At 37.7% G+C, this 24,507-nt stretch carries 17 protein-coding genes; 10 read left to right on the plus strand and 7 right to left on the minus strand.

What is annotated here, in order from left to right; translation table 11 throughout:
- Positions 1 to 46: 46 nt before the first annotated feature.
- The gene (locus M2306_RS04705; RefSeq protein ID WP_259190411.1) at positions 47 to 3,400 is read right to left on the minus strand and encodes a DUF4280 domain-containing protein; all 3,354 of its coding nucleotides are present in this window, start codon (positions 3,398 to 3,400) and stop codon (positions 47 to 49) included.
- A gap of 344 nt (positions 3,401 to 3,744) precedes the next feature.
- Here M2306_RS04705 and M2306_RS04710 point away from each other — a divergent pair, with 344 nt between their 5' ends.
- Complete coding sequence (locus M2306_RS04710) at positions 3,745 to 6,174, plus strand: YfhO family protein (protein ID WP_259190413.1); 2,430 nt, start codon at positions 3,745 to 3,747, stop codon at positions 6,172 to 6,174.
- 26 nt (positions 6,175 to 6,200) lie between these two features.
- Positions 6,201 to 7,499 (plus strand): glycosyltransferase family 4 protein, encoded by a 1,299-nt coding sequence (locus M2306_RS04715; protein ID WP_259190421.1) that lies wholly within the window; start codon positions 6,201 to 6,203, stop codon positions 7,497 to 7,499.
- Between the two features lie 111 nt (positions 7,500 to 7,610).
- Here the strand turns inward: M2306_RS04715 and uvrA are convergent, their stop codons facing one another.
- On the minus strand, positions 7,611 to 10,421 hold the full coding sequence (uvrA, locus tag M2306_RS04720; protein WP_259190436.1) for an excinuclease ABC subunit UvrA: 2,811 nt from the start codon (positions 10,419 to 10,421) through the stop codon (positions 7,611 to 7,613).
- 222 nt (positions 10,422 to 10,643) lie between these two features.
- Between uvrA and M2306_RS04725 the strand changes: the two genes are divergently transcribed.
- On the plus strand, positions 10,644 to 11,228 hold the full coding sequence (locus M2306_RS04725) for a sigma-70 family RNA polymerase sigma factor (protein WP_115090443.1): 585 nt from the start codon (positions 10,644 to 10,646) through the stop codon (positions 11,226 to 11,228).
- A gap of 49 nt (positions 11,229 to 11,277) precedes the next feature.
- Positions 11,278 to 11,433 (plus strand): hypothetical protein, encoded by a 156-nt coding sequence (locus M2306_RS04730; protein ID WP_002984984.1) that lies wholly within the window; start codon positions 11,278 to 11,280, stop codon positions 11,431 to 11,433.
- Between the two features lie 16 nt (positions 11,434 to 11,449).
- Here the strand turns inward: M2306_RS04730 and M2306_RS04735 are convergent, their stop codons facing one another.
- Entirely contained in the window at positions 11,450 to 12,121 is a 672-nt protein-coding gene (locus tag M2306_RS04735; protein ID WP_259190450.1) for an endonuclease III domain-containing protein, read from the minus strand.
- Positions 12,122 to 12,396: 275 nt separating this feature from the next.
- Between M2306_RS04735 and M2306_RS04740 the strand changes: the two genes are divergently transcribed.
- Complete coding sequence (locus M2306_RS04740) at positions 12,397 to 13,491, plus strand: hypothetical protein (protein ID WP_259190451.1); 1,095 nt, start codon at positions 12,397 to 12,399, stop codon at positions 13,489 to 13,491.
- Between the two features lie 114 nt (positions 13,492 to 13,605).
- Here the strand turns inward: M2306_RS04740 and lpdA are convergent, their stop codons facing one another.
- The 4 genes from lpdA to M2306_RS04760 all read right to left on the minus strand — a co-directional run bounded on the left by lpdA (position 13,606) and on the right by M2306_RS04760 (position 17,904).
- Complete coding sequence (gene lpdA, locus M2306_RS04745) at positions 13,606 to 15,009, minus strand: dihydrolipoyl dehydrogenase (RefSeq protein ID WP_259190452.1); 1,404 nt, start codon at positions 15,007 to 15,009, stop codon at positions 13,606 to 13,608.
- A gap of 16 nt (positions 15,010 to 15,025) precedes the next feature.
- Positions 15,026 to 16,201, minus strand: a complete 1,176-nt coding sequence (locus M2306_RS04750; RefSeq protein ID WP_259190453.1) for a thiolase family protein — start codon at positions 16,199 to 16,201, stop codon at positions 15,026 to 15,028.
- An 84-nt stretch (positions 16,202 to 16,285) separates the two neighbouring features.
- Positions 16,286 to 16,879 carry a TetR/AcrR family transcriptional regulator gene (locus M2306_RS04755; RefSeq protein ID WP_115090439.1) on the minus strand — a complete coding sequence of 198 codons (594 nt, stop codon included), beginning with the start codon at positions 16,877 to 16,879 and terminating at the stop codon, positions 16,286 to 16,288.
- A 125-nt stretch (positions 16,880 to 17,004) separates the two neighbouring features.
- Positions 17,005 to 17,904, minus strand: coding sequence for a helix-turn-helix transcriptional regulator (locus M2306_RS04760; RefSeq protein ID WP_259190454.1), 900 nt, complete (start codon positions 17,902 to 17,904; stop codon positions 17,005 to 17,007).
- Between the two features lie 200 nt (positions 17,905 to 18,104).
- On the opposite strand from M2306_RS04760, the gene M2306_RS04765 reads away from it, so the two are divergent.
- From M2306_RS04765 to M2306_RS04785, 5 genes are all read left to right on the plus strand, one after another.
- The gene (locus M2306_RS04765) at positions 18,105 to 20,264 is read left to right on the plus strand and encodes a TonB-dependent siderophore receptor (RefSeq protein ID WP_115091645.1); all 2,160 of its coding nucleotides are present in this window, start codon (positions 18,105 to 18,107) and stop codon (positions 20,262 to 20,264) included.
- Positions 20,265 to 20,266: 2 nt separating this feature from the next.
- On the plus strand, positions 20,267 to 21,139 hold the full coding sequence (locus tag M2306_RS04770) for an ABC transporter substrate-binding protein (RefSeq protein ID WP_115090437.1): 873 nt from the start codon (positions 20,267 to 20,269) through the stop codon (positions 21,137 to 21,139).
- A 2-nt stretch (positions 21,140 to 21,141) separates the two neighbouring features.
- Positions 21,142 to 22,167 carry a FecCD family ABC transporter permease gene (locus tag M2306_RS04775; RefSeq protein WP_498882775.1) on the plus strand — a complete coding sequence of 342 codons (1,026 nt, stop codon included), beginning with the start codon at positions 21,142 to 21,144 and terminating at the stop codon, positions 22,165 to 22,167.
- Positions 22,168 to 22,179: 12 nt separating this feature from the next.
- Complete coding sequence (locus M2306_RS04780) at positions 22,180 to 22,944, plus strand: ABC transporter ATP-binding protein (protein ID WP_259190467.1); 765 nt, start codon at positions 22,180 to 22,182, stop codon at positions 22,942 to 22,944.
- A 138-nt stretch (positions 22,945 to 23,082) separates the two neighbouring features.
- Positions 23,083 to 24,456: an MFS transporter gene (locus tag M2306_RS04785; protein ID WP_259190470.1), complete on the plus strand. Its 1,374-nt coding sequence runs from the start codon at positions 23,083 to 23,085 to the stop codon at positions 24,454 to 24,456.
- The last annotated feature ends 51 nt before the right edge of the window (positions 24,457 to 24,507 follow it).

Consider the following 24,507-nt stretch of genomic DNA (forward strand, 5'->3'; position numbering starts at 1 on the left):
TTCTCCCTGATTCAATGATAGCTTGAGCAAAAAAATGCGCTTTATTTCAACAGGTATTCATGTCAAACGTTACCATATAATCGGTATAGGCTTTTGCGATGGCTTCTAGGGTTACGAGATCCGATTCAGGAAATAGCTGCAGGAGCTGTTCGCTTGTAACAGGGGCTTTACACCTTGGGCAATCAGAATGGGAATCAGGCACTATCTCTTGTTTATTTTTTGATTTACGCTCTACCTTAATTGGTATACTGTGTTCCTTAAAAGTTTGATTAAACACAAACTCTTGAACCAGTTTGAGCTGATGCAGGTAGAGGTAGCCCAGTTTGTTGTCTTTGCGATAGACAGCTAGACGACGTAGATTGTCTTTCACTCGTTTTTGAGTCTCCGTATGGAGTAATTCTTCTTCTATTTCGGATTTAAAGGGTTGCATCAACAAGTGATCATTGGCCCAATTTCGCTCATATCCCTTAGGAAATAGTACTTCCACTGCTGTTTTCTGTACGGTATATGGATTTTCGTTATATAATGGACCTTTGGTTTGGGCTTCATAGCTAATTCCTAAGTAAAATACACGGGGATTACTAGCTAATCCCTTGTCTTTTGTGTGGGTATTTCCCTTATAGATGACGCAATCACTTGTATCTAAAGGGTGATAAATCGTATTTTGTCCCTTGCTAAAGACAAGAGGAATTGCAGTAGCCTCTCGGTCCTTAAATTTCAACTTTAAAAAACTTTGGTTTGTGTTTTCATATAAAATTACCGTCACAGCATCAGGTAGAATTTCATCCTGATCATAGCGACCCAATAGGCGTACTACTTCAATTTCAATGGGTTCCTTGTATAGAATGGGACGAATTAGACGGTGATGGTTAGCCGTATTAAAATAGGCCTCAATGCGGTATTTCTTCAGAATATAAGCATAGGTATTTAGGGTATCCAAGGGAAAAACATGACCAAAAAGAGCTTCTTTTTTCTTAAACAATTCTCTTTTGACATTTGATAGACCAATTTCTTCCGAAAGGGTAAAGAAGATGGCGTATTCTTCCCCTTTTCCTTCGGGAACTTGATGAGCGAAAGTTTTCCAAAAATTAGAAAAGCTTTTGATCAGATGCGTACATTTCCCTTGGCTGTCAAAATGAACTGTATCGCGAAACAATTCGAATAGGTCTCGCTCTCGATTGCGGGAATCGTACCAGTAACAAATGGTAGCTGATTTATTTTCAAACCCTGTAATTTCCACTGTAGTTGCAAAGTCTTCATTAAAACTCAAGGTTGGTTGATACTGATCCAAGGTATTGACAAATTCCCATCGGTTGACTGTTCCTTCCATACACTCAATTTCATACGTATAGATTTGATCATTGAATAGCACCTCCAATTGATACAGCCCAACTTCTTCTAATTGAAAATCAAAAGTAGCTAGATTGGATCGCAAGACGATGCCCTCTGTTTGGGTGCGAGCAGTATAGATTTTAATAGTTTCTAAGGATTGATTACCGAGTGTATCAGTTGGTTCAGTCAGTTCCAATTCTTGTAAATCGAGTTGAATAGCTTGCTGGAGTTCTGGATTGGCATAATAGATAGACAAGTCAAAACCCGCATGCTTTTTAGGCCCTTTGACATAAGTCAGCGTATAACTTATTTCATGATCAACATTGGTGTGTATAGTAGGAGTTGATTGATTTTCTTTTTCAGGGAAAACATAGTGAATCAACTTTTGAAATACATTTGGTTGGTGAAGCTCTTTAGCTTCCACATAGACATCCGCTATAAGAGATTGATAACCTAAGGTTGTCTCTAATGTAAGCGTTATAATATCTTGACTATAAATCGTATAGGTTTGTTTTGGAGTAGTTTGTGAAGGAACAAGGCTTGGATGTAATGTCAACTTTTCAAGTTGATTAGCCATGACCTGAATGGTTTGTGTTGCTTTTTCTTTTCTTGTCCAAAAATTATCATATACACACGCAATAACATAGGTTCCTTCCTTCGTAAAATCTAAAGTAACTGTTGTATGACGTATAAAGTGCTGCTGAAATTGCTTATTACCAGGAGATTGTATCAACCATTTAACCTTTGTTGGATTGATAGCCTTCTTGTTTTGAAGTTCAGCCGTAAATACAACCCGACTGCCAAGGCGAATTCGCTCTATATTAGGAGAAATAGAGAGTACTGTATTGGAAGATATCTGAAAATATTGAACTGGAATCGCTAAATTAAGTTTTGAATTTTCATACACTTCCACTTGATAAGTATGGGCATTGGTAGAGGTATAAACTGCTTGAATAGTATTGTTTGCTTGGGTAAAAGGATACCTCCCTTTTGAAGAGAAAACAACAGCGGTTTGGGTATGTGAGTCTCCCTCTTTTACGCGAACTTTGATCCGCAGTTGATCAACTTGTTCTGGTGATAAGCGAATGGTGCTATGCAGGGTAATCTTTACTTCATCTCCCACAACCCGCGTTGGTGTATGGGGTTGATTTAATTCCAATAAGGTAAGAACAGCTTGATCTACTACTTCGATATAGTAGTAAAAATTACCATAATACGTCTTGGTCGATTCCTCCTTTGGTGTTCTTGCAGCAGATATAATATAAATTCCCGACTGAGTAGGTTTCCAACTAAAAGCGCGATGGGTAGTGGGATACGCTTGGTAATCGACTGTTTCGGCAGTTGTTTCGACGTGAAATGTCTGACCCATTTTTCCCGCTTCGAAGAGGCTCGAATCATCGCAAAGCTGTGTGACACTCCAACTGATGTACTGCTTTTCTTCTCTTGGAGGGGTGTTTGCTTTAAATATCAATGCCTCGCTAATGCCTACACGTAAGGCACGAGGATTTCTTGGTGTAAGAACACCCCAATAAAGACTGTCTAAATTTACAAGTGTTACACTATTGACATTGGAAACATAGAGGAGCGCTTGGGGTACAACTTCAGTTGGAGTTTCCTCGGCTAACGCCACGCAGCTATCTTCCTCTTGAGTTTTTTCTGTTTCTTGTTCTTCCTCTACCGTAACAACTTGACCGTGATAATGAATAGAAATTGTACCACCCATAGCACGTTGTAGTTTTCCTGTTTCGGTTAAGATATCTCGCTGTCCAATAGAAGGGAAATGTGCGTTATCTTCGACCTTCCAAAAGCCAAGAGGTTGATACAAGCAACTCTTGTCGTATCCCTTTTTGTGTTTGCACGTTTTAAAAGGGGAAGGTCCTTCAATAAATTGGGTATCTTCAATGGTAGCAATGAGTTTATCCACCGCATTGGCATAGTACTTTTGATGGGTACTAATGCGCAATTCAGGGAAGAGAGATGGATTTCCTGTACATGTACACTGAGCTCCTGAACAAACAATAAATTCAGAGCTAAGAGATGAAGAAGGGGAAGAGTCTTGTTGGTTCATGCTTTTTGATACACCACAACAAGAATCAAACCGAAATAATGAAACAAGATTCTTCAACTTTGTTTTCAATATGTAATCGTCTATTTATATACGTTTTTTTATATAAATAATTCGATTTGCTTACGAAAAGCATTACCAATCCAAGGATTATATATGAAGTAGCGAACGCAATTCCTTTGGGAGAAGTTAGGTAATAAATAAAGCAATAATAGGAGATGGGCTGACAACCTATAAAAAGCGACTCGTAAAAAAACAAAAAAGCCAAAAACAAAACCATCTAATCTTAAAATTACTTACTTTAGCTAATTGAACAGAATTCAAACCTCGCAAAGTAATTTTATAGCATGAATGCAGTAAAAAAGTATGTACCACATCTTTTGGTGTTGGTCGGTTTTATCGTAGTAGCTTTACTCTATTTTTCCCCAGTATTGCAAAATAAAGTCATATATCAGTCTGATATTGTGCAATATACTGGAATGGCTAAAGAACAGAATAATTTCAGAGCCGAATTTAATGAAGAACCTTATTGGACCAATAGCGCATTTGGTGGAATGCCAACCTATCAGTTGGGCGCCAAGTATCCTTATAACTTCGTTAAGCATTTAGATACAGCGATTCGATTTTTACCACGTCCTGCAGACTATTTATTTCTTTACTTCATCGGATTTTACGCTTTAATGATGGCCTTAGGGGTTCGTCCGTTAAAAGCTTTTATAGGATCTTTAGCGTTTGGATTTTCTACTTACTTAATCATTATCCTAGGTGTGGGACACAATGCCAAAGCACATGCCATTGCTTATATGCCAATGGTTGTTGCAGGGGTTTTGCTCGTATTTAGAAAGAAATATGTTGCTGGAGGAATCTTAACTGTCCTCGCCGCGGCGCTGGAAATCAGTGCCAATCACTTCCAAATGACCTATTATTTGCTGTTGTTCCTTCTGGTAGTAGCCATCGCTTATACCTATGAATATAGCAAAGCCAAAGATTGGAAAGGCTTAGGTATCGCGTATGGTATTCTTGTAGGGGCAGCGGTATTGAGTATTGGAGCAAATGCAACCAATATTATGGCCACTGCGGAATACACGAAGTTTAGTACACGAAGTTCAAGTGAATTGACGTATGAACCCGATGGTTCTCCTAAAACGTCTTTTAATGCAATGAGTTACGATTATATTACAGAATATAGTTATGGTGTTTTCGAGAGTTTAAATCTAATTGCACCTCGATTAACGGGTGGAGCAAATAATGAAGCCCTTGAAAAAGACAATGCGGTATATCGCTATTTCACGTCTATTGGAGCTAATCCACAGCAAGCGCAAGACATGAGTAAACAAGCACCAACGTATTGGGGAGATCAGCCTATTGTTGCTGCGCCAGCTTATATTGGAGCTGTTGTGTTCTTCTTATTTGTCTTGGGTATGTTTACAGAAAAACGCAAATTAAAGTATATTTTCTTTGTTGGAGCGTTGATGGCACTAATCTTATCTTGGGGTAAAAACTTTGCGGTGGTTACAAATCTATTCATTGATTTTGTACCGATGTACAACAAGTTTAGAGCCGTATCTTCTATTCAGGTTATCTTGGAAATGTGTATTCCTGTACTAGCTGTATTAGGACTTTATAACTTCTTTAAACTAGAGCAAAAGCAGCAAATTGATGCACTGAAGAAATCTGGTTTTATTGCAGGTGGAATCTTGGTATTCTTGTTTGCAATTAAAGGAACACTTTCATTTACGGGGTTAAATGACGACTATTACCGCATGGCCTATGGAGAAGTAGGACCTGGGTTTATTCGCGCCTTGATTGAAGAGCGAAAAGCAATGTATACGAGTGATTTGATTCGTTCGTTCTTGTTGATTTTAGCTACAGCTGCCATTTTATTTTTATTTGCAAAAGACAAAATGAAAGAAATGTATGCTTTGGTTATTATCGGGTGTTTATTGGTGGGAGATTTAGTGATGGTGGATCGCAAATACGTAAATGATGAATCATTTGTAGCGGCAAGAAAAATGCAAGAACCTTTTGATATCACACAAGCAGATAAACAAATTTTAAATGATCCAACACACTTTAGAGTATTTGATACGCAAGGGGGATTAAATAGTGCAAAAGCGTCTTATTTCCATCAATCTTTGGGAGGATATCATGCTGCTAAACCAAGAAGAATTCAACAGTTAGCAGATTACCAAATGAGTAAAAATCCGATGCCAGTATTTAATATGATGAATGTTAAATATGTGATTCAAGCAGATGAAGAAGGACGTAGTGTAGCGATGTTAAACAACGAAGCAAATGGAAATGCTTGGTTTGTTTCAACTGTTCAAAAAGTAACTACTCCAGATCAGGAGATGAAAGCGTTGAGCGATCTCAACACAAAAACAACAGCAGTATTGAACACGAATGCGTTTACACAAGCAGTAAAAGATACGTATACTGTTGATTCTTTAGCTTCTATTAAGCTTGTGTCTTATAAGGCTAATCAATTAGTGTATGAAGCAGAAAATGCAAATGAAGGTTTGGCTGTGTTTTCAGAGGTTTATTATCCGCAGGGATGGATAGCCAAAGTTGACGGACAGGAAGTACCTATTTTAGCTGTAGATTATGTCTTGCGTGCAATTGAATTACCTCAAGGAAAACATACGGTCGAATTTGCGTTTGAGCCTCAGGTAGTCAAAACGGGAAGTCGAATTGCCTTAGCTAGTGTGCTATTGATTTTACTAGCCTCTGCTGGAGCAATAGGTTGGTCAATGAAGAAAAAAAGAAAAGAAGAATAAATTAGGATGTAGGAGATAAAATGGAAATGAAAAAAGAAAAGAAGAAAGTATTAATTATCTGTTATTATTGGCCTCCAGCAGGTGGCCCAGGGGTACAACGTTGGCTGAAATTTGTCAAATATCTCCCTGATTTTAATATAGAACCTATTGTGTATGTACCAGATGGAGCTAATTATCCGTTGATTGATACACAGCTAGAACAAGAAGTAGATCCTTCGATTACGATTCTTCGACATAAAATCAAAGAACCTTACGGACTGGCAAAGAAATTGGCGGGACAACGAGCACAAACAATGAGCTCAGGTATGATTCCCCAAGTTCGCAATCAATCCAAATGGGATAAATTGCTGTTGTGGATTAGAGGAAATATGTTTATTCCAGATGCGCGTATTGGTTGGGTTAAGCCTTCAGTGGCGTATCTCAAAGACTATTTAAAACAGCATCCTGATATTGATACCATCATTACGACAGGACCTCCACATAGTGTACACTTGATTGGATTGGCTCTGAAGAAGAAATTGCATGTTAAATGGTTTGCTGATTTTAGAGATCCTTGGACAACAATAGGTTATCATAAGGAACTTAAACTATCAGATCAAGCAAAAGAAAAGCATATTGCCCTAGAACGCGAAGTGTTGAATACGGCCGATCAGCTGATTGTAACCAGTAAAACGACGCGTAAAGAGTTTGAAACCAAAACAGATAAACCGATTGCCATTATCACCAATGGCTATGATGTGGTTCATTTAGGAAAAATTCCACTGGATGAAAAATTTACCTTGGCCCATATTGGATCTTTTCTTTCGAATCGAAACCCAAGAGTGTTGTGGAAAGCCATCAGTGAGTTGAGAAGAGAAAACCAAGCCTTCAAAGAAGCCTTTGAGCTGAAGTTAATAGGGAAAATAAGTGAGGATATTCTGCATACTTTAGAAGAGTTCAAGCTACTAGAATGTACGGATAATAGGGGATATGTTGAGAACCAAGAAGCATTGAGACAAATGCGTGCTTCTCAGGTTTTGTTACTCGTTGAGATTGATTCTGATGATACGAGAGCGATTATTCCTGGTAAGTTATTCGAATATATGGCAGCAGAACGTCCAATTCTTGCAATTGGTCCAGAAGAATCGGATTTCTTTGAAATCATTCAACAAACCAATGTAGGACGAAATGCCTTGTATAGTGAGAAAGATAAAATACGTGAAATCTTAATGCAGTATTTTGAACAATATCAGAATAAGCAATTACAAGTACACGCTATGGGCTTACAGTATTTTGGTCGAAAACGCTTGACGGAACGCTTGGTGAGTGTTTTAGAAGGAAAATAAGTAAAGATGAATGAGTAAATAGAAATAGTTTGTGAAGGATGATAATACGCTCCATCACTAGATTTATAACATTTCAACTAGATAAAAAAAAGGAGCCAGCGGCTCCTTTTTTTATTTCAATTTATTTTTCAAGTATTGTCCTGTGCTAGATTCAGCACATTGTACCACTTCCTCTGGTGTTCCAAAAGCAATCAACTGACCGCCATTTTCTCCTCCTTCAGGGCCGATATCCACGATGTAATCAGCACATTTGATTAAATCCAAATTGTGTTCAATAACGAGAATCGAATGTCCTTTATCAATCAAAGCATTAAAGGCAGTCAATAATTTTTTAATGTCGTGAAAATGCAATCCAGTTGTCGGCTCATCAAAGACAAAAAGTACCTTTTCTCTTGTTGATCCTGCCAGTAAGAAGGAAGCTAATTTAATACGTTGTGCCTCACCACCCGAAAGTGTAGAAGACGATTGCCCCAATTGAACATATCCCAATCCTACATCTTGTAACGGCTGCAAACGCGTAGCAATTTTGGTTTGGTTGTATTGTTTGAAAAAGGCTAAAGCATCATCAATCGTCATACATAAGATATCGTCGATGTTCTTTCCTTCAAAGTTTACCTCAAGTACTTCTTTCTTAAAGCGTTTTCCATGACAAGCTTCACATTCCAAATGAACGTCTGCCATAAATTGCATTTCTACCGTTACATTTCCTTCCCCTTTACATACTTCACATCGACCACCATCGACGTTAAAAGAGAAGTGTTTCGGTTGGTATCCTCTTAATTTAGAAGTATTTTGTTTGGCGTATAAATCTCGAATCTCATCATACGCTTTAATATAAGTTACTGGATTAGAACGCGAACTTCTACCAATTGGATTTTGATCCACATATTCAATCTGTTTGATGTGGTCAAATTTACCCTCTAAAGCAGTGAATTGCCCTGGTTTATCACTTAAACCTGTTAGTTTTTTCTGTAAAGCAGGAAATAGAATACGCTTAACTAACGTACTTTTTCCACTTCCAGATACTCCCGTAATGACGGTTAAGCAATCCAAAGGGAAACGAACGTCAATATTTTTTAAGTTGTGTTCTCTTGCTCCAATAATATCAATATAATGCTTGTAGCTTCTTCGTTTTTTAGGCACTTCAATCGCCATTGTTCCATTGAGGTATTGCGCTGTTAAGGAATCCGATTTCAAAATCTCGGCTAGTGTTCCTTGCGCCACTAATTCACCACCAAAAGTACCCGCTTCAGGTCCGATATCGATAATTTGATCTGCTGCTTGCATAATCTCTTCATCGTGCTCTACAATGATAACTGTATTTCCTAATGCTTGAAGTTGCTTCAAGACATGAATCAATTTCTCTCCATCCTTCGGGTGTAATCCAATACTAGGTTCATCCAGAATATACATAGAACCGACTAAACTACTTCCTAAAGAGGTAGCTAAATTAATACGTTGAGATTCCCCTCCGGATAAGGTAGATGAATTTCGATTCAGCGTTAAATATGCCAATCCAACATTCAATAGAAAACCTAAACGGTTATTGATTTCAATCAACAAGCGTTTGGCTACTTGTTGTTCATATTCATTTAGTTGTAAGTCCTTAAAGAACCCCAATAATTTTTCAATCGGCATATCCACTAAGTCAGAAACAGTTTTTCCACCAATTTTGACATAATTAGCCTCAATTCTCAAGCGTTTTCCCTTACAAGTCGGACATTTTGTTTTTCCTCTATATCTCGATAGCAAGACGCGGTTCTGAATCTTATAATTTTTCTCTTCAAGTTCTTGAAAAAAGGCATTTAAACCGGTAAAGTATTCATTTCCTTCCCATAGTAACGCCATTTCTTCTGCAGTAAGCTGAAAGATAGGACGATGAATAGGGAAGTCGAATTTATAGGCGTGTTGTACCAATTGATCGCGATACCATCCCATGGATTCTCCACGCCAAGGGAATACGGCATTCTCATAAACCGATAATCCGGTATTAGGGAAAACCAGTTCTTCATCAATACCAATCACATTTCCATAGCCATCACACGTTGGGCAAGCACCATAAGGATTATTAAAGCTAAATAAATGAATATTAGGCTCTAAAAAAGTCAGTCCATCAAGTTCAAAGCGATTGCTAAATTCATGTTGGGTAGTACCTTCCAAAGCGCGAACATAACAGGTTCCTTTGCCTTCAAAAAAGGCAGTTTCAATAGCATCTCCCAAGCGATTGAAAAATTCATCGGTATCTTTAACTACAATACGATCCACAATAAGCAATACATCCGTAATGGCAAATTGATTAATCAACTCTTCTTCTAGTTGTAAAAATTCGTCTAATCGAACCGTTTCTCCTTTTACCAATAAACGCGCATATCCCTGTTTCAATAAAACAGCTAGATGCGCTGCTAAGGAGCGACCTTCTTCAAAAAGTAAAGGAGCCAATAAGAGCCATTTACTCTCTAAGGGCAACGATTGAATCAACCGAATAACATCTGTTACGGTATCTTTTTTTACCTCTTGACCAGAAATAGGAGAGTAGGTGCGTCCAATTCGCGCAAATAACAATTTAATATAATCGTAGATCTCGGTGGATGTTCCCACTGTTGATCGCGCATTGGTCGTATTGACTTTCTGTTCAATAGCAATGGCAGGGGCAATCCCTTTGATGTATTCCACCTTAGGCTTATCAATACGGCCTAAGAACTGACGCGCATAAGAAGATAAACTCTCTACATAGCGGCGTTGTCCTTCAGCATAAAGCGTATCAAAGGCCAAAGATGATTTTCCAGAGCCAGAAAGCCCTGTGATAACCACCATCTGATTTCTCGGGATGACAACATCTATATGCTTTAAATTATGCAGATGTGCTCCTTTAATTATAATATTGTGTTTAGGATCTAGTTTAGAAAAATCTATTTTAGACATAGGAGATTCGTGTATTTGAAACACAAAAATACGCTTTTATCTTTGTTTATGAAATGCTTTTGGCAGTAAAGAATAAGCGGTGCGTTTAACAATTTTTTAAAACTATTGTTTTTAACAAAATATTTTATATATATTTGTAGCACTTAACCGATAAATACAAGTGCCTATATAACAGAAATACTTTTTTAGAAATGAATAAAACAGCTATAAAAGAATTTTGTTATGGAATTAATTCAATTACCAGATGCAACTTTAGTGCATCACTATGTAGGAGGCAATGAGCAGGCGCTTGAAATTTTAATCAAAAGACATCAAGCTAAAATTTTTGGATTTATTTTCAGTAAGTTAGATGATGTTGAACTAACCAATGATATTTTTCAAGATACCTTTATCAAGGTTATTAATACCCTCAAAACAGGAAAGTATAACGAAGAAGGAAAGTTTATTTCTTGGGTAATGCGTATTGCACACAACTTGATTATGGATCACTATCGCAAAGAAAAACGAGTGATTATCCACAATGATAGTGCACAAACACCATTTTTTACTTTTTTAAAAGATGATAGTGAAACTATAGAAGAAACATTAATCAGCCATCAAATCACGGAAGACTTACAACAGTTAATTTTGGAATTACCCGAAGATCAGCAAGAAGTAATTCGCATGCGCTTGTATCAAGATTTGAGTTTCAAAGAAATTGCTGAAGTAACGGATGTTAGTATTAATACAGCCTTAGGAAGAATGCGTTATGCCATTATCAATTTGAGAAGATTAATGGAAAAAAAACAAATTTCACTAAGCCTATAATAAAATCTCAGTTTGTGCGTTTTTAAAAGTGGAAGCTAACAGATTTTATATGGAAAAAAATTACAAATCCCTTTTAAAAGCGAAAGAAGCTAAGTTACCTAAGACTGAAATAATTGAGAAATTATTGACGTATTCTAAGTTTTGGTCTCATTTAGCACTGAGCGATTTTATGGAGTCTAATTTAAAGACTTCAAAAGCGAACTAAAAAAAAAGCATCGAATTTATTTCGATGCTTTTTTTTCTTGTTTCTTATAGTATTCGTTGAGTACCGTTTTACGACCAATTACACTTGTAATAATATCCAGTTCTAATTTCCACGCTCTCGCTGGAGAATACTGACGTCCATACCATACCAATTGAAGGTGGAGTTTATTCCAATGCTCTTTAGGAAATAAACGCTTGGCGTCTTTTTCCGTTTGTTGTACACTTTTTCCATTTGAAAATCCCCAACGATAAAGCAAACGATGGATGTGCGTGTCAACGGGAAAAGCAGGAATATCAAAAGCCTGAGCCATAACAACAGAAGCTGTTTTGTGTCCAACAGCCGGTAAGCGCTCTAAGGCTTCGATATCAGCTGGTACTTCCCCTTGATGCTCTTCAATTAAAATCTTCGATAATCCATAGATCCCTTTACTCTTCATAGGAGATAACCCACAGGGACGAATGATGTCTTGAATTTCTTCAACCGTCATCTTAACCATGTCATAAGGATTATCTGCTTTAGCAAAGAGGAGAGGCGTGATTTTATTTACGCGTTCATCGGTACATTGAGCCGATAGTAACACTGCAATGAGTAACGTATAAGCATCCTTGTGATCTAAAGGAACTGGTATTTCAGGATACAAAGCATCTAATGTTTCAAGAACAAAGTTTACTTTTTCAGTTTTAGTCATGATTCAATAGTCAAAATTATAAATAAATCCTTCTTGGATAGGCATACAAATATCGCGAAAAAAGATGACATCCCTCAAGGAGTATCATAGATTTCAGTACTAGTGCGATTGACTATTTTTAAATCAATTTATTGTCTTGTATTATTTTAGTATTTTAACTTATTTTAATACTGAATTGTTTTATTATTTTTACTTTTAGTCTTTTATGGTATAAAGTTATTTATTTTTATTGCTATTTATTTAATAGTTTTGATTTTTAATTGAATCAAATTGTTATGAAAAAAAGAATTCAAATGATGGCTGTTTCGGCTATGTTACTAAGTGGTATGGGAATTATTTCTTGTAGTAGTGATGATAGTAGTCCTACACCTCCGCCACCGATCGAAGAGTTGAAAGTTCCAACGGCTACTAACTTTAGAGAATTAAGAGAAGCGGTTTTATCTGATCAAAAGCAAGAATTTGTTGCCAAAATCAATGAAGAAGGTGGATTTCGTTTTGTCAGTAAAAAAGGGGTAGAAGTAGAGGTAAGTAACTTGGGAACTGAAGAGTATTGGGGTGAAACAGGAGATGAAGTGACTTGTACCTTTATTGAATTGTATGATAAGGGAGTGATGGCGCTCGTTAATCGACCTACTACGGGAATTTACCCGAATCGAGATGAATCGGGTTATTTTGACGTGACTAAAGATGAGTATGGTCGTATAGCGGCGGAAGGATATCGTGGGTTTATTATTACAGGAGGAGAGTTTTATTTTGATATCAAAGTAAAAGGACAACAAGTAACCAATTACGGGATTCACATGGTGGTACCTGCTAAGAATACGGGGGGACTTCAAGATGATATGTTGCTTTGGCAAGGGAATGTTAATGAAAAAGATGATCTAACCTTTACTGAAATTCCAGTACAAACCGAAATGGGATTCTTGCATGGAGATGAAGAAAACGACAGTTATGTTCTAAACTTAAATGGTTGGAGCAATTTACCCGCAGAAATAGGATGGTCTAATATTGATAAATATGCAGGATTTGAAGGAGAGCAAACGCAGTTTTTCGTAAAAGTTCCTTCAGGGTATAATTACGAAAACTCAGCGATTTACCTGGGCGTTAAAGGGGAAGAAGGTTTAGCACATTTGGATGTATTTCTTACACATCCTGAATTAGGTGATGTTTTTACCGAGCATTATGGTTGGGTTCCCGTTGGATTAGAAGGTTATGTATTCTTTATTTCAGTGGATCCAGATACTAACAAAGTTGTGTATGCAATCAAGGATATTAAGGTGAGTAAAAATCAAATGGTGGAAATTAAATCGGAAGATTTAAAAACGGGAACCACAGAAGAAGTCATTCAGATTTTAAATGGATTAAAGTAACCGTAATAGTAGAAAAAAATAAAAGGATAGTAGTTTAAGGGGAATATTATTTTTAGTAAAAAGAGCTCTTTTGTTGATTCAAAGAGCTCTTTTTTAGTTGATATACAAGATGAATTAAATGTTGATAGCAGGGTGGCCATAGGCCATTCGATAGGCGTCTTTTAAAACTTCCGCAAAGGTAGGATGAGCATAAGAAATGGAGAACATATCTTGAGCAGTTACTTCATATTCTAAGGCCACCACGGCTTGTGCAATTAAATCTGCCGCACGAGCTCCAATGATGTGCACCCCCAGAACCTCGCCGTATTTTGGATCAACCAATACTTTGGCAAAACCATCCGTATCCATCGATGCACGCGCACGCGCATTGGCTGAAAATGGAAATTTACCTACGTTATACTCTGTATTTTGCTGTTTTAATTCTTGTTCTGTAGCTCCAACAGAAGCAACTTCAGGCCAGGTATAAACGACGTTGGGAATGCGGTTATAGTGAATGTGGGGTTTTTGTCCGTTGATGGTTTCCACAACATATACAGCTTCTTCCTCCGCTTTATGTGCCAGCATGGCACCACCAATGACATCGCCAATAGCATAAATGTTTGGAGCATTTGTCTGTAATTTTTCGTTGGTTTCAATAAAACCACGCGCATTCAAGGTAACAGCCGTATGTTCTAAGCCTAATCCTTCCGTATAAGGACGTCTTCCAACGGCCATTAAAACATAATCTGCTTGGAGTTCAAAATCTTCCCCTTGCTTATTTTTGAATTTTACACGTGCTTGTTCTCCTAGATTATCTACCTGATAGACGGATTGCTCAAGTTGGATTGCTATGCCCTCTTTCTTGAGTATTTTGTGTAAAGTCTTTCCAAGTTCTGTATCCATTGTGGAGATAAGGTTACTTGCATATTCTAATATCGTAACCTGAGTTCCCATACGGTGATAAATAGAAGCCATTTCTACACCAATTACACCACCACCTACAATGATGATGCTGTTCGGTTTTTGTGTTAAGGATAACGCTTCTGTCGAGCTAATGATGCGTTTCTTATCTAGGGTAATCCCTGGTAGCGTGGCGGGTTTAGAACCTGTTGCAATAATGAATCGATCAGCTTCCACCTGTATACGCTCTCCTTTTGAGGAAGTTACAGTGATAGTGGTGTTGTTTTGAAAACTCGCTGTACCGTGTAATCGCGTAATCTTGTTTTTTTGCATCAAAAAGTCCAAGCCTTGGGTGTTTTTCAGAATCACTTCATCTTTGCGTTGAAACATCTGACCGAAATTCAATTGAATATCTTGAATTTCAATTCCGTATGATTTGAATTTATGTCGTGCATCTGCATAGTGATGGGTACTGTCTAACAAGGCCTTGGTTGGAATACAACCTACATGCGTACAAGTTCCACCCAACCCTTCATATTTTTCTACAATAGCTGTTTTATATCCCAATTGGGAGGCTCGTATAGCTGCTACATAACCACCAGGTCCTGAGCCAATAACGATAAGATCAAATTTTTCCATTTTTTGTTGTATTTGATTATAATTTCTCAATAATTAAAGCCGTTGCGCCGCCACCGCCGTTGCAAATTGCCGCCAAACCATATCGTTTGTTCTCCTGTTGGAGGGCATGCGTTAAGGTAACTAAAATACGCGCACCAGAAGCACCAATAGGATGCCCTAGAGCAACTGCACCTCCACGTATATTGATGCGATCGAGTGGAACATCTAGGAGTTTAGCAATCGATAAAGGAACAGAGGCATAGGCTTCATTAATCTCAAAGAGATCAATGGCATCTAGGTCTAAATTAGCTCTTTCCAAGGCTTTTGGAATTGCTAGAGCAGGAGCTGTCGTAAACCAAAGCGGATCTTGTGCAGCATCTGCATAAGAAACAATACGAGCCAAAGGCTGGAGCCCATGTTTTTGTACAGCTTCCGCTGAAGCAAGTAGTAGTAGAGCTGCTCCGTCATTTAAATTGCTTGAATTTGCTGCTGTTAACGCACCACCTTCTTCAAAAACAGGACGCAATTGCGGCAGTTTTTCAGGAATGATTTTATAAATATCCTCATCTGTATCCATCATTTCTTTTTGCTTGGGTAGGGCAATAGGAATGATTTCTGCCTTAAATTTCCCTTCTTCTGTTGCTTTTTGAGCTTTTGTATAGGAGTTTAATGCATATTGATCGAGTTCTTCTCTTGTAAAAGCAAAATGACGAATGCCTATTTCAGCTGCATTTCCCATGTGACACTGTGCGTAAGCATCTGTTAATCCATCTTTTAAAAGTCCATCAATCGTTTGAATATGACCTAATTTATGGGCTTGACGATGAGAAGAATAAAAAGGAACATTACTCATGCTTTCTATACCACCAGCTAAAACAAGGTGCTCTTGCCCCAATTGAATTTGTTGGGCAGCTAGCGATACGGCTTTTAGTCCAGAGGAACATACTTTATTGATGGTTGTTGCTTCTGTATCTGGAGATAAGCCCGAAAGAATACCTACCTGTCTAGCAGGAGATTGCCCCAGACCCGCACTTAATCCATTGCCAATATACAGGGAATCAATAGCCGTAGCTGGTACGTTCAATTCTTTTCTGATTTCTTGTGCTACTAAACTTCCTAGTTCTGTAGCAGTAAAAGCCTGTAAACTACCCAAAAATCCTCCGGTGGGGGTGCGTTTAGCGGCTACAATAAATACATCTTTCATATTTTTCATTTTTCTAGTTATAATTATATACCAATTGGTATATTTTAGTTTTAAAAAAAATCATTGCGTTTGATGACCCAATGATTTCGGGGATTAAGAGGCCATTTCGGTTGTAATCATGCGTTCAATTTGGTCCAAGGCGATATCCAAATGTCTTTTGTTGGCCAAAGTACGCGAAAGTAAAACGCCTCCTTCTACTAGCATAACCATCAAAGCAGCGAGGTCTTCTGCTGCAATTTCAGGCTTAAAATACCCTTGTACTTGTCCTGCTTTAATTACCTCAACCAAGCGATCTTCCCAAGCTTTAAAATTGAGCTGAACACTTTCTTTTAAAAAGAAAAGATGATCATCTGCTTCTGTTGCGGCATTGAGTAAAACACATCCTCCCGTTTGAACTAAGTATTCCCAATGGTTGCGGTAAAAAGCCACAAAGCTTAATAGGGCTTCCTTTGGATTGTCTCCTTGGTTTAAGGCACCGCCAATTTTCTTTCGCAAAAGGGAAACATTGTATTTAAACGCTTCGATAATAACCTCATCTTTATTGCTGAAATTGCCGTAAATACTTCCTTTCGTTAAGCCTGTTATCGCTGTGATATCTGACAACGAAGTAGCAGCATACCCTTTGGTATTAAATAAAGGGGCTGTTTTTTCAATAATAAATTGTTTGGTTTTTTCGGCTTTACTCATGATGTTGTACTGTATTCGAACACCAAAGGTATAATAAAAATACCAATCGGTATATTAAAAAAATGCAAAGTTTTTACAAGATTGGACGTAAAGAAACTAGGGTAGAGTGAATGGTATTTGCCTTTTTATTTTACTTGAGTAGGTAGTTGTCCATAGTATTTTTTAAAAGCAGCAGTAAAATGATGACTGTGTTTATATCCTACAAATTCCGCAATCTCATAAATTGTATACGTTTGACTTTGAATCATTTCTAACGCTTTCTTCATGCGCAAATCGTGGATGTATTTGAAGGTAGTAGTCCCAAACAAAGACTTGAATCCTTTCTTTAATTTAGTTTGGTTAATTCCCACTTGATGAGCGAGTTCGAGTAGGGTAAAACTTTTGTTGTAATGTGAATTAATGAAGTGTTTGACCTCATGTAAAGCTTCTTCGTCCTTTTTGTGAAGGGAGGGATGTTTTTGCTCTTTCTGATAGGACCAATTGGCGTATTGCAAGAGGTGAAGTTCTTCAATTTTATTGTCCAAGTAATGTTGTGCTAATTTACCTTGGAAGGGATTCGCAATCAATTGCTGGAGAACTTGCAACGTGGTTAAATTTAAATCAAAACTAAGTTTTGGTGATTGCTTTTCTAAAAGCTCAGCCAGGTAATCTCTTTCTTCTTCAAATAAAGAGGCAATAAATCGCCTCTCAACTGCAATTTCTAAGAATTCTCCTTTTTTGTTTTGATCTGTTTTCATCAGGTGCTCATAAGGAACAGCTTGTTCTTGAAATAAGAGCGAACCTTGTTCTTGTATATTGAGATTCTCGTGATTCAACGTTAAACTACTGCCTTGTATACAGCTACAAGTCAAAATAGATTCTTTGGTGGGTACTACGGTATGATAAAAATCGTGTTCTGCGGTATAAATCCCGTGTTTAATTACGGCAATAGGCGTCTGAATAATGGTTATATCCATTTGATATTCCTTTCCTTCCTGATGGTGCTTGTCAATGGAAAAGGACTGTTGAGGTATGGATTGTAACATAATAAAATGGATTTGATGGTACAAAAATACGTATTTATATTGATTTTAAATAAGATAGAAACGAGAAGCAGTTTAGTTTGAAGGAATATTTCTCTTAGCGTTGTTTTATGACCGTATTGCGTGGTCTATTAGCTTTTCGAATATAAGACTTTTGCATTTTACTATTTAAAATGAATTTAAATAAAGAAAATGAAAACGTCATGAAAAAATCAGTTATCCGTTTATCTCTTCTTTTTTTGCTCCAAGGGTCCGTAGCATGGGCACAAGAAGCACAAGATAGTTTAGCAATTTCCACTCGTCAATTGGATCAGGTTGTCATCACTTTAGACGAAAATCCATGGGTGAAAACGAAACCTTCAACATCGCTGCGTTTAAATCAAGCGATTATTAATATTCCTCAAAACATTCAGGTCCTTTCGTCTGAATTAATAGCGGCTCGTCAGATTACAACACTGACAGATGGAATTATTCGAAATGTAAGTGGAGCCGTGCGTTTAGAGGAATGGGGCGATGTATATGCCCGTATTAATATGCGAGGTTCAAGAGCTTCTGCATTTCGCAACGGGATGAATGTATCTTCTACCTATGGTCCAATGGCGGAGGATATGAGTATGGTAGAGCGCATTGAATTTGTCAAAGGACCTGCGGGCTTTATGATGTCCAATGGAGAACCTTCGGGTATTTACAATGTTGTCACGAAAACACCAACAGAGCAAACGCGCCAAAAACTCGAACTCAATTATGGGAGTTATGATTTTATGCGAGCTAGTGCCGATATAGAAGGAAAACTAACTCCCGTTACGGAGCAGGTTTTTTATCGTTTAAACCTAATGGGAAGTAGTAAAAATGGATATAGAGATTATCAGGAGAACCAACGTTTGGCTTTTGCTCCTTCCTTTTTATTTAAACTAAGTGATAAAACTTCGCTAACAGCAGCATATAGTTATCAGCGTTTAAAACTGTCTGATTTTGGAGCGGATTATTTATTTTCTAAAGCAGGGTTTGCTACTTTACCGAGAAAGCGAACGTTTGGAGATCCAGGTTTTGAGCCTTCTATTATGAATGACCATAGTTTGAATGCACATCTGAAGACCCAATTGGATACTAGATGGACGTTACAAGCACAAGTGGGGTATTTTAAGTTCAATCAAGAAGGGCAATATATGTGGGTAACTCATATTGATGATGCAGGGGATTTTGTGCGAACTAGCAATTTGTGGGATGCGGAGAACAAAGCATTAGTTGGCCAGGTTTTCGTTACGGGTGAATGGAAAACAGGAAAAATCAAACACAATATTTTAGGTGGATTAGATCTTGGACATAAGCGCTATTTAGTGGATTGGAGCCAAAAGTTTGATTATGATTCCATCGGGAGTTTTAATATTTACAATACGGCTTATCAAAAACCTATTTACGGGTATCCAAACTTTGATCGAAGTCAACCTTTAAAACAACGAGTGGCTCAATTTGGTATTGGACAAGCAGATGTTGGGCAAAGTTATACAGGAATTTACATCCAAGATGAACTCGCTTTTTTTGATGATAAGCTGTTTATTACCCTTGCTGGACGTTATACAACTGTCAAAGAGAATGCCAATCGCGAGACACGAGAAGATCACAAATTCACACCGCGAATAGGAATAAGCTATAAGGTTGGTTATCAAATGAATGTATATGCCTTGTATGACAAGACGTTTGTCCCTCAATCGGGTATAAAGCGAGATGGAGCTACTGTAACGCCGCTAACAGGAAATAATATCGAAGTAGGGATAAAGAATAATTGGTGGAACAAGCGCTTTCAGTCTACAGTAGCGGTGTATCGCATCACAAAAAACAACCATTTATCTGCAGACCCTATGAATGCTCCGGGGGAGAATTATGTCTTGCAACTAGGACAAACCCGTACACAAGGTGTAGAAGTGGATATGAGTGGAAAAATAGCTCCTGGGTTGCAAGTCAATGCCAATTATGCTTATACAGATTCAGAAGTAACTAAAGAAACCAAAGGAGGAGTGAAAGGTAGTCGAGTAAGTGGTTATGCTAAACATGTGGCAAATGTGTGGTTAGATTATACTTTTGAGGCAGGACTTCTACGCGATTTCTCGTTGATGGCTGGAATTACCTTTATGGGAGATCGTCAAACATGGGCCTTTGGCGGTGGTGAACCACTTCCAGATTATACTCGTGTAGATGCAGGTGCAAGCTGGAAAAAGGATGATTTGAAAATTTCATTGCTCGTGAATAATCTTTTTGACCGCTATTTATACAATGGAGCATACTACAATTCTAGAGGAGGATTTTATTACTGGAGACCGGAAGATCCGATGAATTTAAAGTTGAGTTTAACCTATAGTTTTTAAGGATGAGAACGTGTGGTGTATTCCTTTTTGGAACTTTTCTTCTTTGCCTTGTCGGTTATAGTCAAACGGCAGATCGGGTGGTTTTATTTGGTCAACCTGCTTTAGAGATGGTGAAGCGCTTTGGCGGAAAAGAAAACGTTGTGGGGGTGGGTTATTTGGATCGTAAGATTAAAAAAGGAGAGGAGGTGGGTTGGCCTATTTTGACTTCCTTATGGCCTTCTATTGAATCGATTATTCAAACTCGTCCTACTCATCTTTTTGGAATGGAATCTGCGTTTAAGGATAAACGCAGTGGAAGTCCTTCTTTTTGGCAAGAGAAAAAGATAAAAGTAATACCTGTTTTTGATTTCAATCAGCCTCGAACGTTATCTGTATTCTTTCGCGATTTAGAAGCTTTTGGTACCGTTTTTCACAAGGAGAAAGAAGTAAAGCAATTTATTGAACAAGAGACTCATAAAATCACTCAACTCAAAGCAAAAGTCGCAAAAACCTCAAAAGAAAAAGAAAAACGCGTCCTTTTTTTAGCCAACGTTCGATCGAGTGATATTTTTTATTGTTACACCCAAGATAAATGTATCATCGGATCGTTATTAGAAGATTTCAACGTAACGTTTTTAACAAGTGAGACGATGGTGATTCCCATCTCTTTAGAATATTTAATTCGGTTAAATCCAGACTATTTGATTCTGTCTAGTTTTCAGGCGAATAGCTTACCTGAATTACTTCGTTATTTTCAAGAACATCCCGTACTCAAACGCTTGGATGCAGTAAAAAATAAACGACTCATTGCTGTTGATTATTCTAATGCAGTGAGTGGAGGACTAGAATTTGTGGCTTTATATGAACAATTAATCCATTTATTACACCCTGAATGAGTATGAAACAAAGAAAAAGAAAATACAGTTATTTGGTTTGCCTGCTTTTCGCCGTTGGTAGTATGGCGCTTTGGGCTGTATTATCGGGGCAGATTGCCATTACCACTCAAGATGTATGGGCGATTTTAGTTGCAGAATCACCAGCGAAGTTAGTTTCACAAGAAGGCATTCAATTGGATATTATTCAAGAAGTATTGTGGACGATGCGCATGCCTAGAGTGGCTATGGCTATTGTTGTAGGAGCGGCTTTATCCATCGGAGGGGTTGTGATGCAATCAACCGTACAGAATCCATTGGCGGATCCTTTTTTATTGGGGATTTCTTCTGGTGCTTCTTTAGGAGCAACCGTCGCTATTGTTTTAGGATGGGGCATCAGTAGCTTTTGGGGAATCCCCTTGATGGCTTTTCTTGGTGCGTGTGGAGCAACCTTATTTATTTTTGCACTGAGTCTCCAAAATCGAGGCGTATCAACCTTGTATTTGATTCTCGCAGGAACGGTAATCAATGCATTCTGTGCCGCACTTTCCAACGCTCTAGTTTATGTTGCGGAAGATAGTGAAAAGGTGAGAGCTGTTGCTTTTTGGAGTATGGGCAGTTTAGCACAAGTAAGTTGGCTCGAAGTGGGAATTATCTTCATAGCGCTTCTTGTGATATTGGGTTATTTCTTATTACATGCCAAAGAGTTAGATGCCATGATGATGGGAAATGAATCGGCCATTACTTTAGGAATTAACTCCAATAAACAACGCCTTATATTGATTTTATTGGTTACGCTACTAACTAGTTTAGTCGTTTCTTTTTGCGGCGTGATTGGGTTCGTTGGCTTGACCATTCCTCATATTGTGCGAAATCTAGTTGGTAGTAAACACCATTGGACGCTGTTGTTTAGTGCAGTACTAGGCGCTTTATTTTTAGTGGGTGCCGATTGGTTATCGCGTGTTTTAATTCCTCAAAGCGAAGTTGCCATTGGTATTGTAACCGCATTTAATCGGTTGTCCAATATTTGCCTTAATCCTTGTAACGAATAAAAAGAAAGCATCATGAGTGAAAAGCTATTAGAAGTGCAGAATATTTCATTTCATTATCCATCAAGAGCGATTTTAAACGACGTTAGTATTCAAGTCCAACCCCAACAATTTGTAGGAATCGTTGGGAGTAATGGCTGTGGAAAATCTACTTTGTTGAAAATTGTATATCGCGTATTGAAGGCCAAAGAAGGTCGCGTTTTCTATAAGGGTATTCCCATGCAACAGTATAGCTTAAAGCAAATGGCACGAAAAATTGCCGTAGTTGGACAATTTAACGATATCCCTTTTGATGCAACTGTTTTAGACGTGGTTTTAATGGGGCGAATTCCTTTTAAATCAAAATGGCAAGCCTTCAATGAAGAGGATTATCAATTGGCTTTAGCAAGTTTAGAAAAAGTGGATATGCTAGCGTATCAAAATACGGCTTTATCCATGTTGTCGGGAGGAGAAAAACAACGTGTTTTCTTAGCAAGAGCCCTGACACAACAACCCGAGTTAATCATCCTAGATGAACCAACCAATCACTTGGATATTCGCTTTCAATTGGAAATTTTAAAAATTGTCAAATCCCTTCGTATTGGTGTCTTAGCAACCATGCACGATTTGTCGTTGATCGCTAATTTTTGCGATTATATCTATGCTTTGAAAGATACTCAAGTATACTGTAGTGGAAAACCTGTTGACTTGTTGACACCGGAACAGATTCAATCTATTTTTGGTGTGAATTGCAACGTAATTCGAACAGAGAAGAACGAATTGTTTTTTAGCTATTATTAAATGATTAACACTAAAAACTCATCTTGCGTATTTTATGCTTCTTCAAGCGTTATGTGCATGTTCTCAAGCTTTCAGACTTTTGTATTAACGTAAAAAGAACGCAAAGTATAACGTGTTTTTTTATAAAAAAAGAAGAGTATGATGTTTAAAAACAAATGGTTTCTGTTGTTTATTTTATTACTAGCAACGATTTTATCTCCCTTAGATTTTTATATTGTCAATTTAGCCTTGCCTGCGATACAACAATCCCTCCAAGCAACTAATAGTGAACTGCAGATGATTGTTTCCTTTTATACCTGTGCTTATGCCATATTTCAAATATCGGGAGGGCGATTGGGTGATATTTATGGGCGAAAAAATGTGTTTATACTGGGGCTTTTTGGATTTATCTTTTTTTCAGCCCTCTGCGGATGTGCTCAATCCTCGACGATGATGATTGTTGGACGTATTGGTCAAGGAGTTTCTGGTGCGATTATGATCCCACAAGTACTCGCAATTGTACAGGGGATATTCAATGAAAAAGAAAAGCGATTGGTCATGGCTTTGTATAGTTTTACTTTCGGTATTGCTGCGGCCTTGGGGCAATATTTAGGCGCTTTGCTCATCGAATGGAATCTATTTGATTTGGGATGGCGTATCATCTTTCTCGTCAATCTTCCTGTAGGAATTTTGGCCTTGCTCTTAGCACTTGTCGCTTTACCTAAACAAGAAATAAAAACAGGAGAGACTATTGATTACCAAGGAACCTTATTCTTGACTTTAGGTTTAATGAGTTTTATCTATCCTTTAACGACTAGTATTGAAGATGGAATCACCTTACACACGATAGGGTATTTACTCAGTGCAATTGTTTTTATTTATCTGTTTGTTCGACTTGAAAAAAAGAGAAAAAGAGAGGGGAAAAGTGTATTAGTCGATTTTGATATTTTTCAATACAGAAATTTAAAATTGGGAGTAATCATTAGTTTTCTGTATTATGCAAGTGGGGTGTTTTATTTGGTTTTTGGGATCTATTTACAAAAAGAATGGCATTGGAGCAGTATGGAAGCAGGAAAAGCCATTATCCCTTTTGGTGTAGGATTTATTGTCATGTCTTTGTGTTCTTCTATACTCAGCAAATACCTCAAAGAGGCACTTTTATCCGTAGGATTAATGCTGTATATGTTGGGGTTTATTCTTTTGATGATTACGTTATATCAATATCACCCTGTGGTATTTAAAGTAAATTTATTTGTAATCGGTTGTGGGATGGGGCTAACCTTAGCCTCTGTCGTTCGCCTTAGTTTAAGCAATATACCTATTCAATTTGCTGGCTTAGCTTCCGGTGCAGTTAATTGTGGACTGCAAATCGGTTCTGCCTTTGGAGTGGCAGCTTTGGGAAGTGTTTTTTTTGCTCTAACTGAAATAAAAAATTACACCTTTGCTTTTGCCTTCGTTTTAGGATTGATTTGCCTGTTATTGCTGATTGCTTTTTACTTGAGCCTTAGGATGAGGAAAGGTAGGGGCGAATGATATTTGCTTTTTTGCAACAAACCTCTTTAATCGATAAATTTTGCAAATTCA

Source organism: Myroides gitamensis (assembly GCF_029894455.1).
GTDB lineage: Bacteria > Bacteroidota > Bacteroidia > Flavobacteriales > Flavobacteriaceae > Flavobacterium > Flavobacterium odoratum.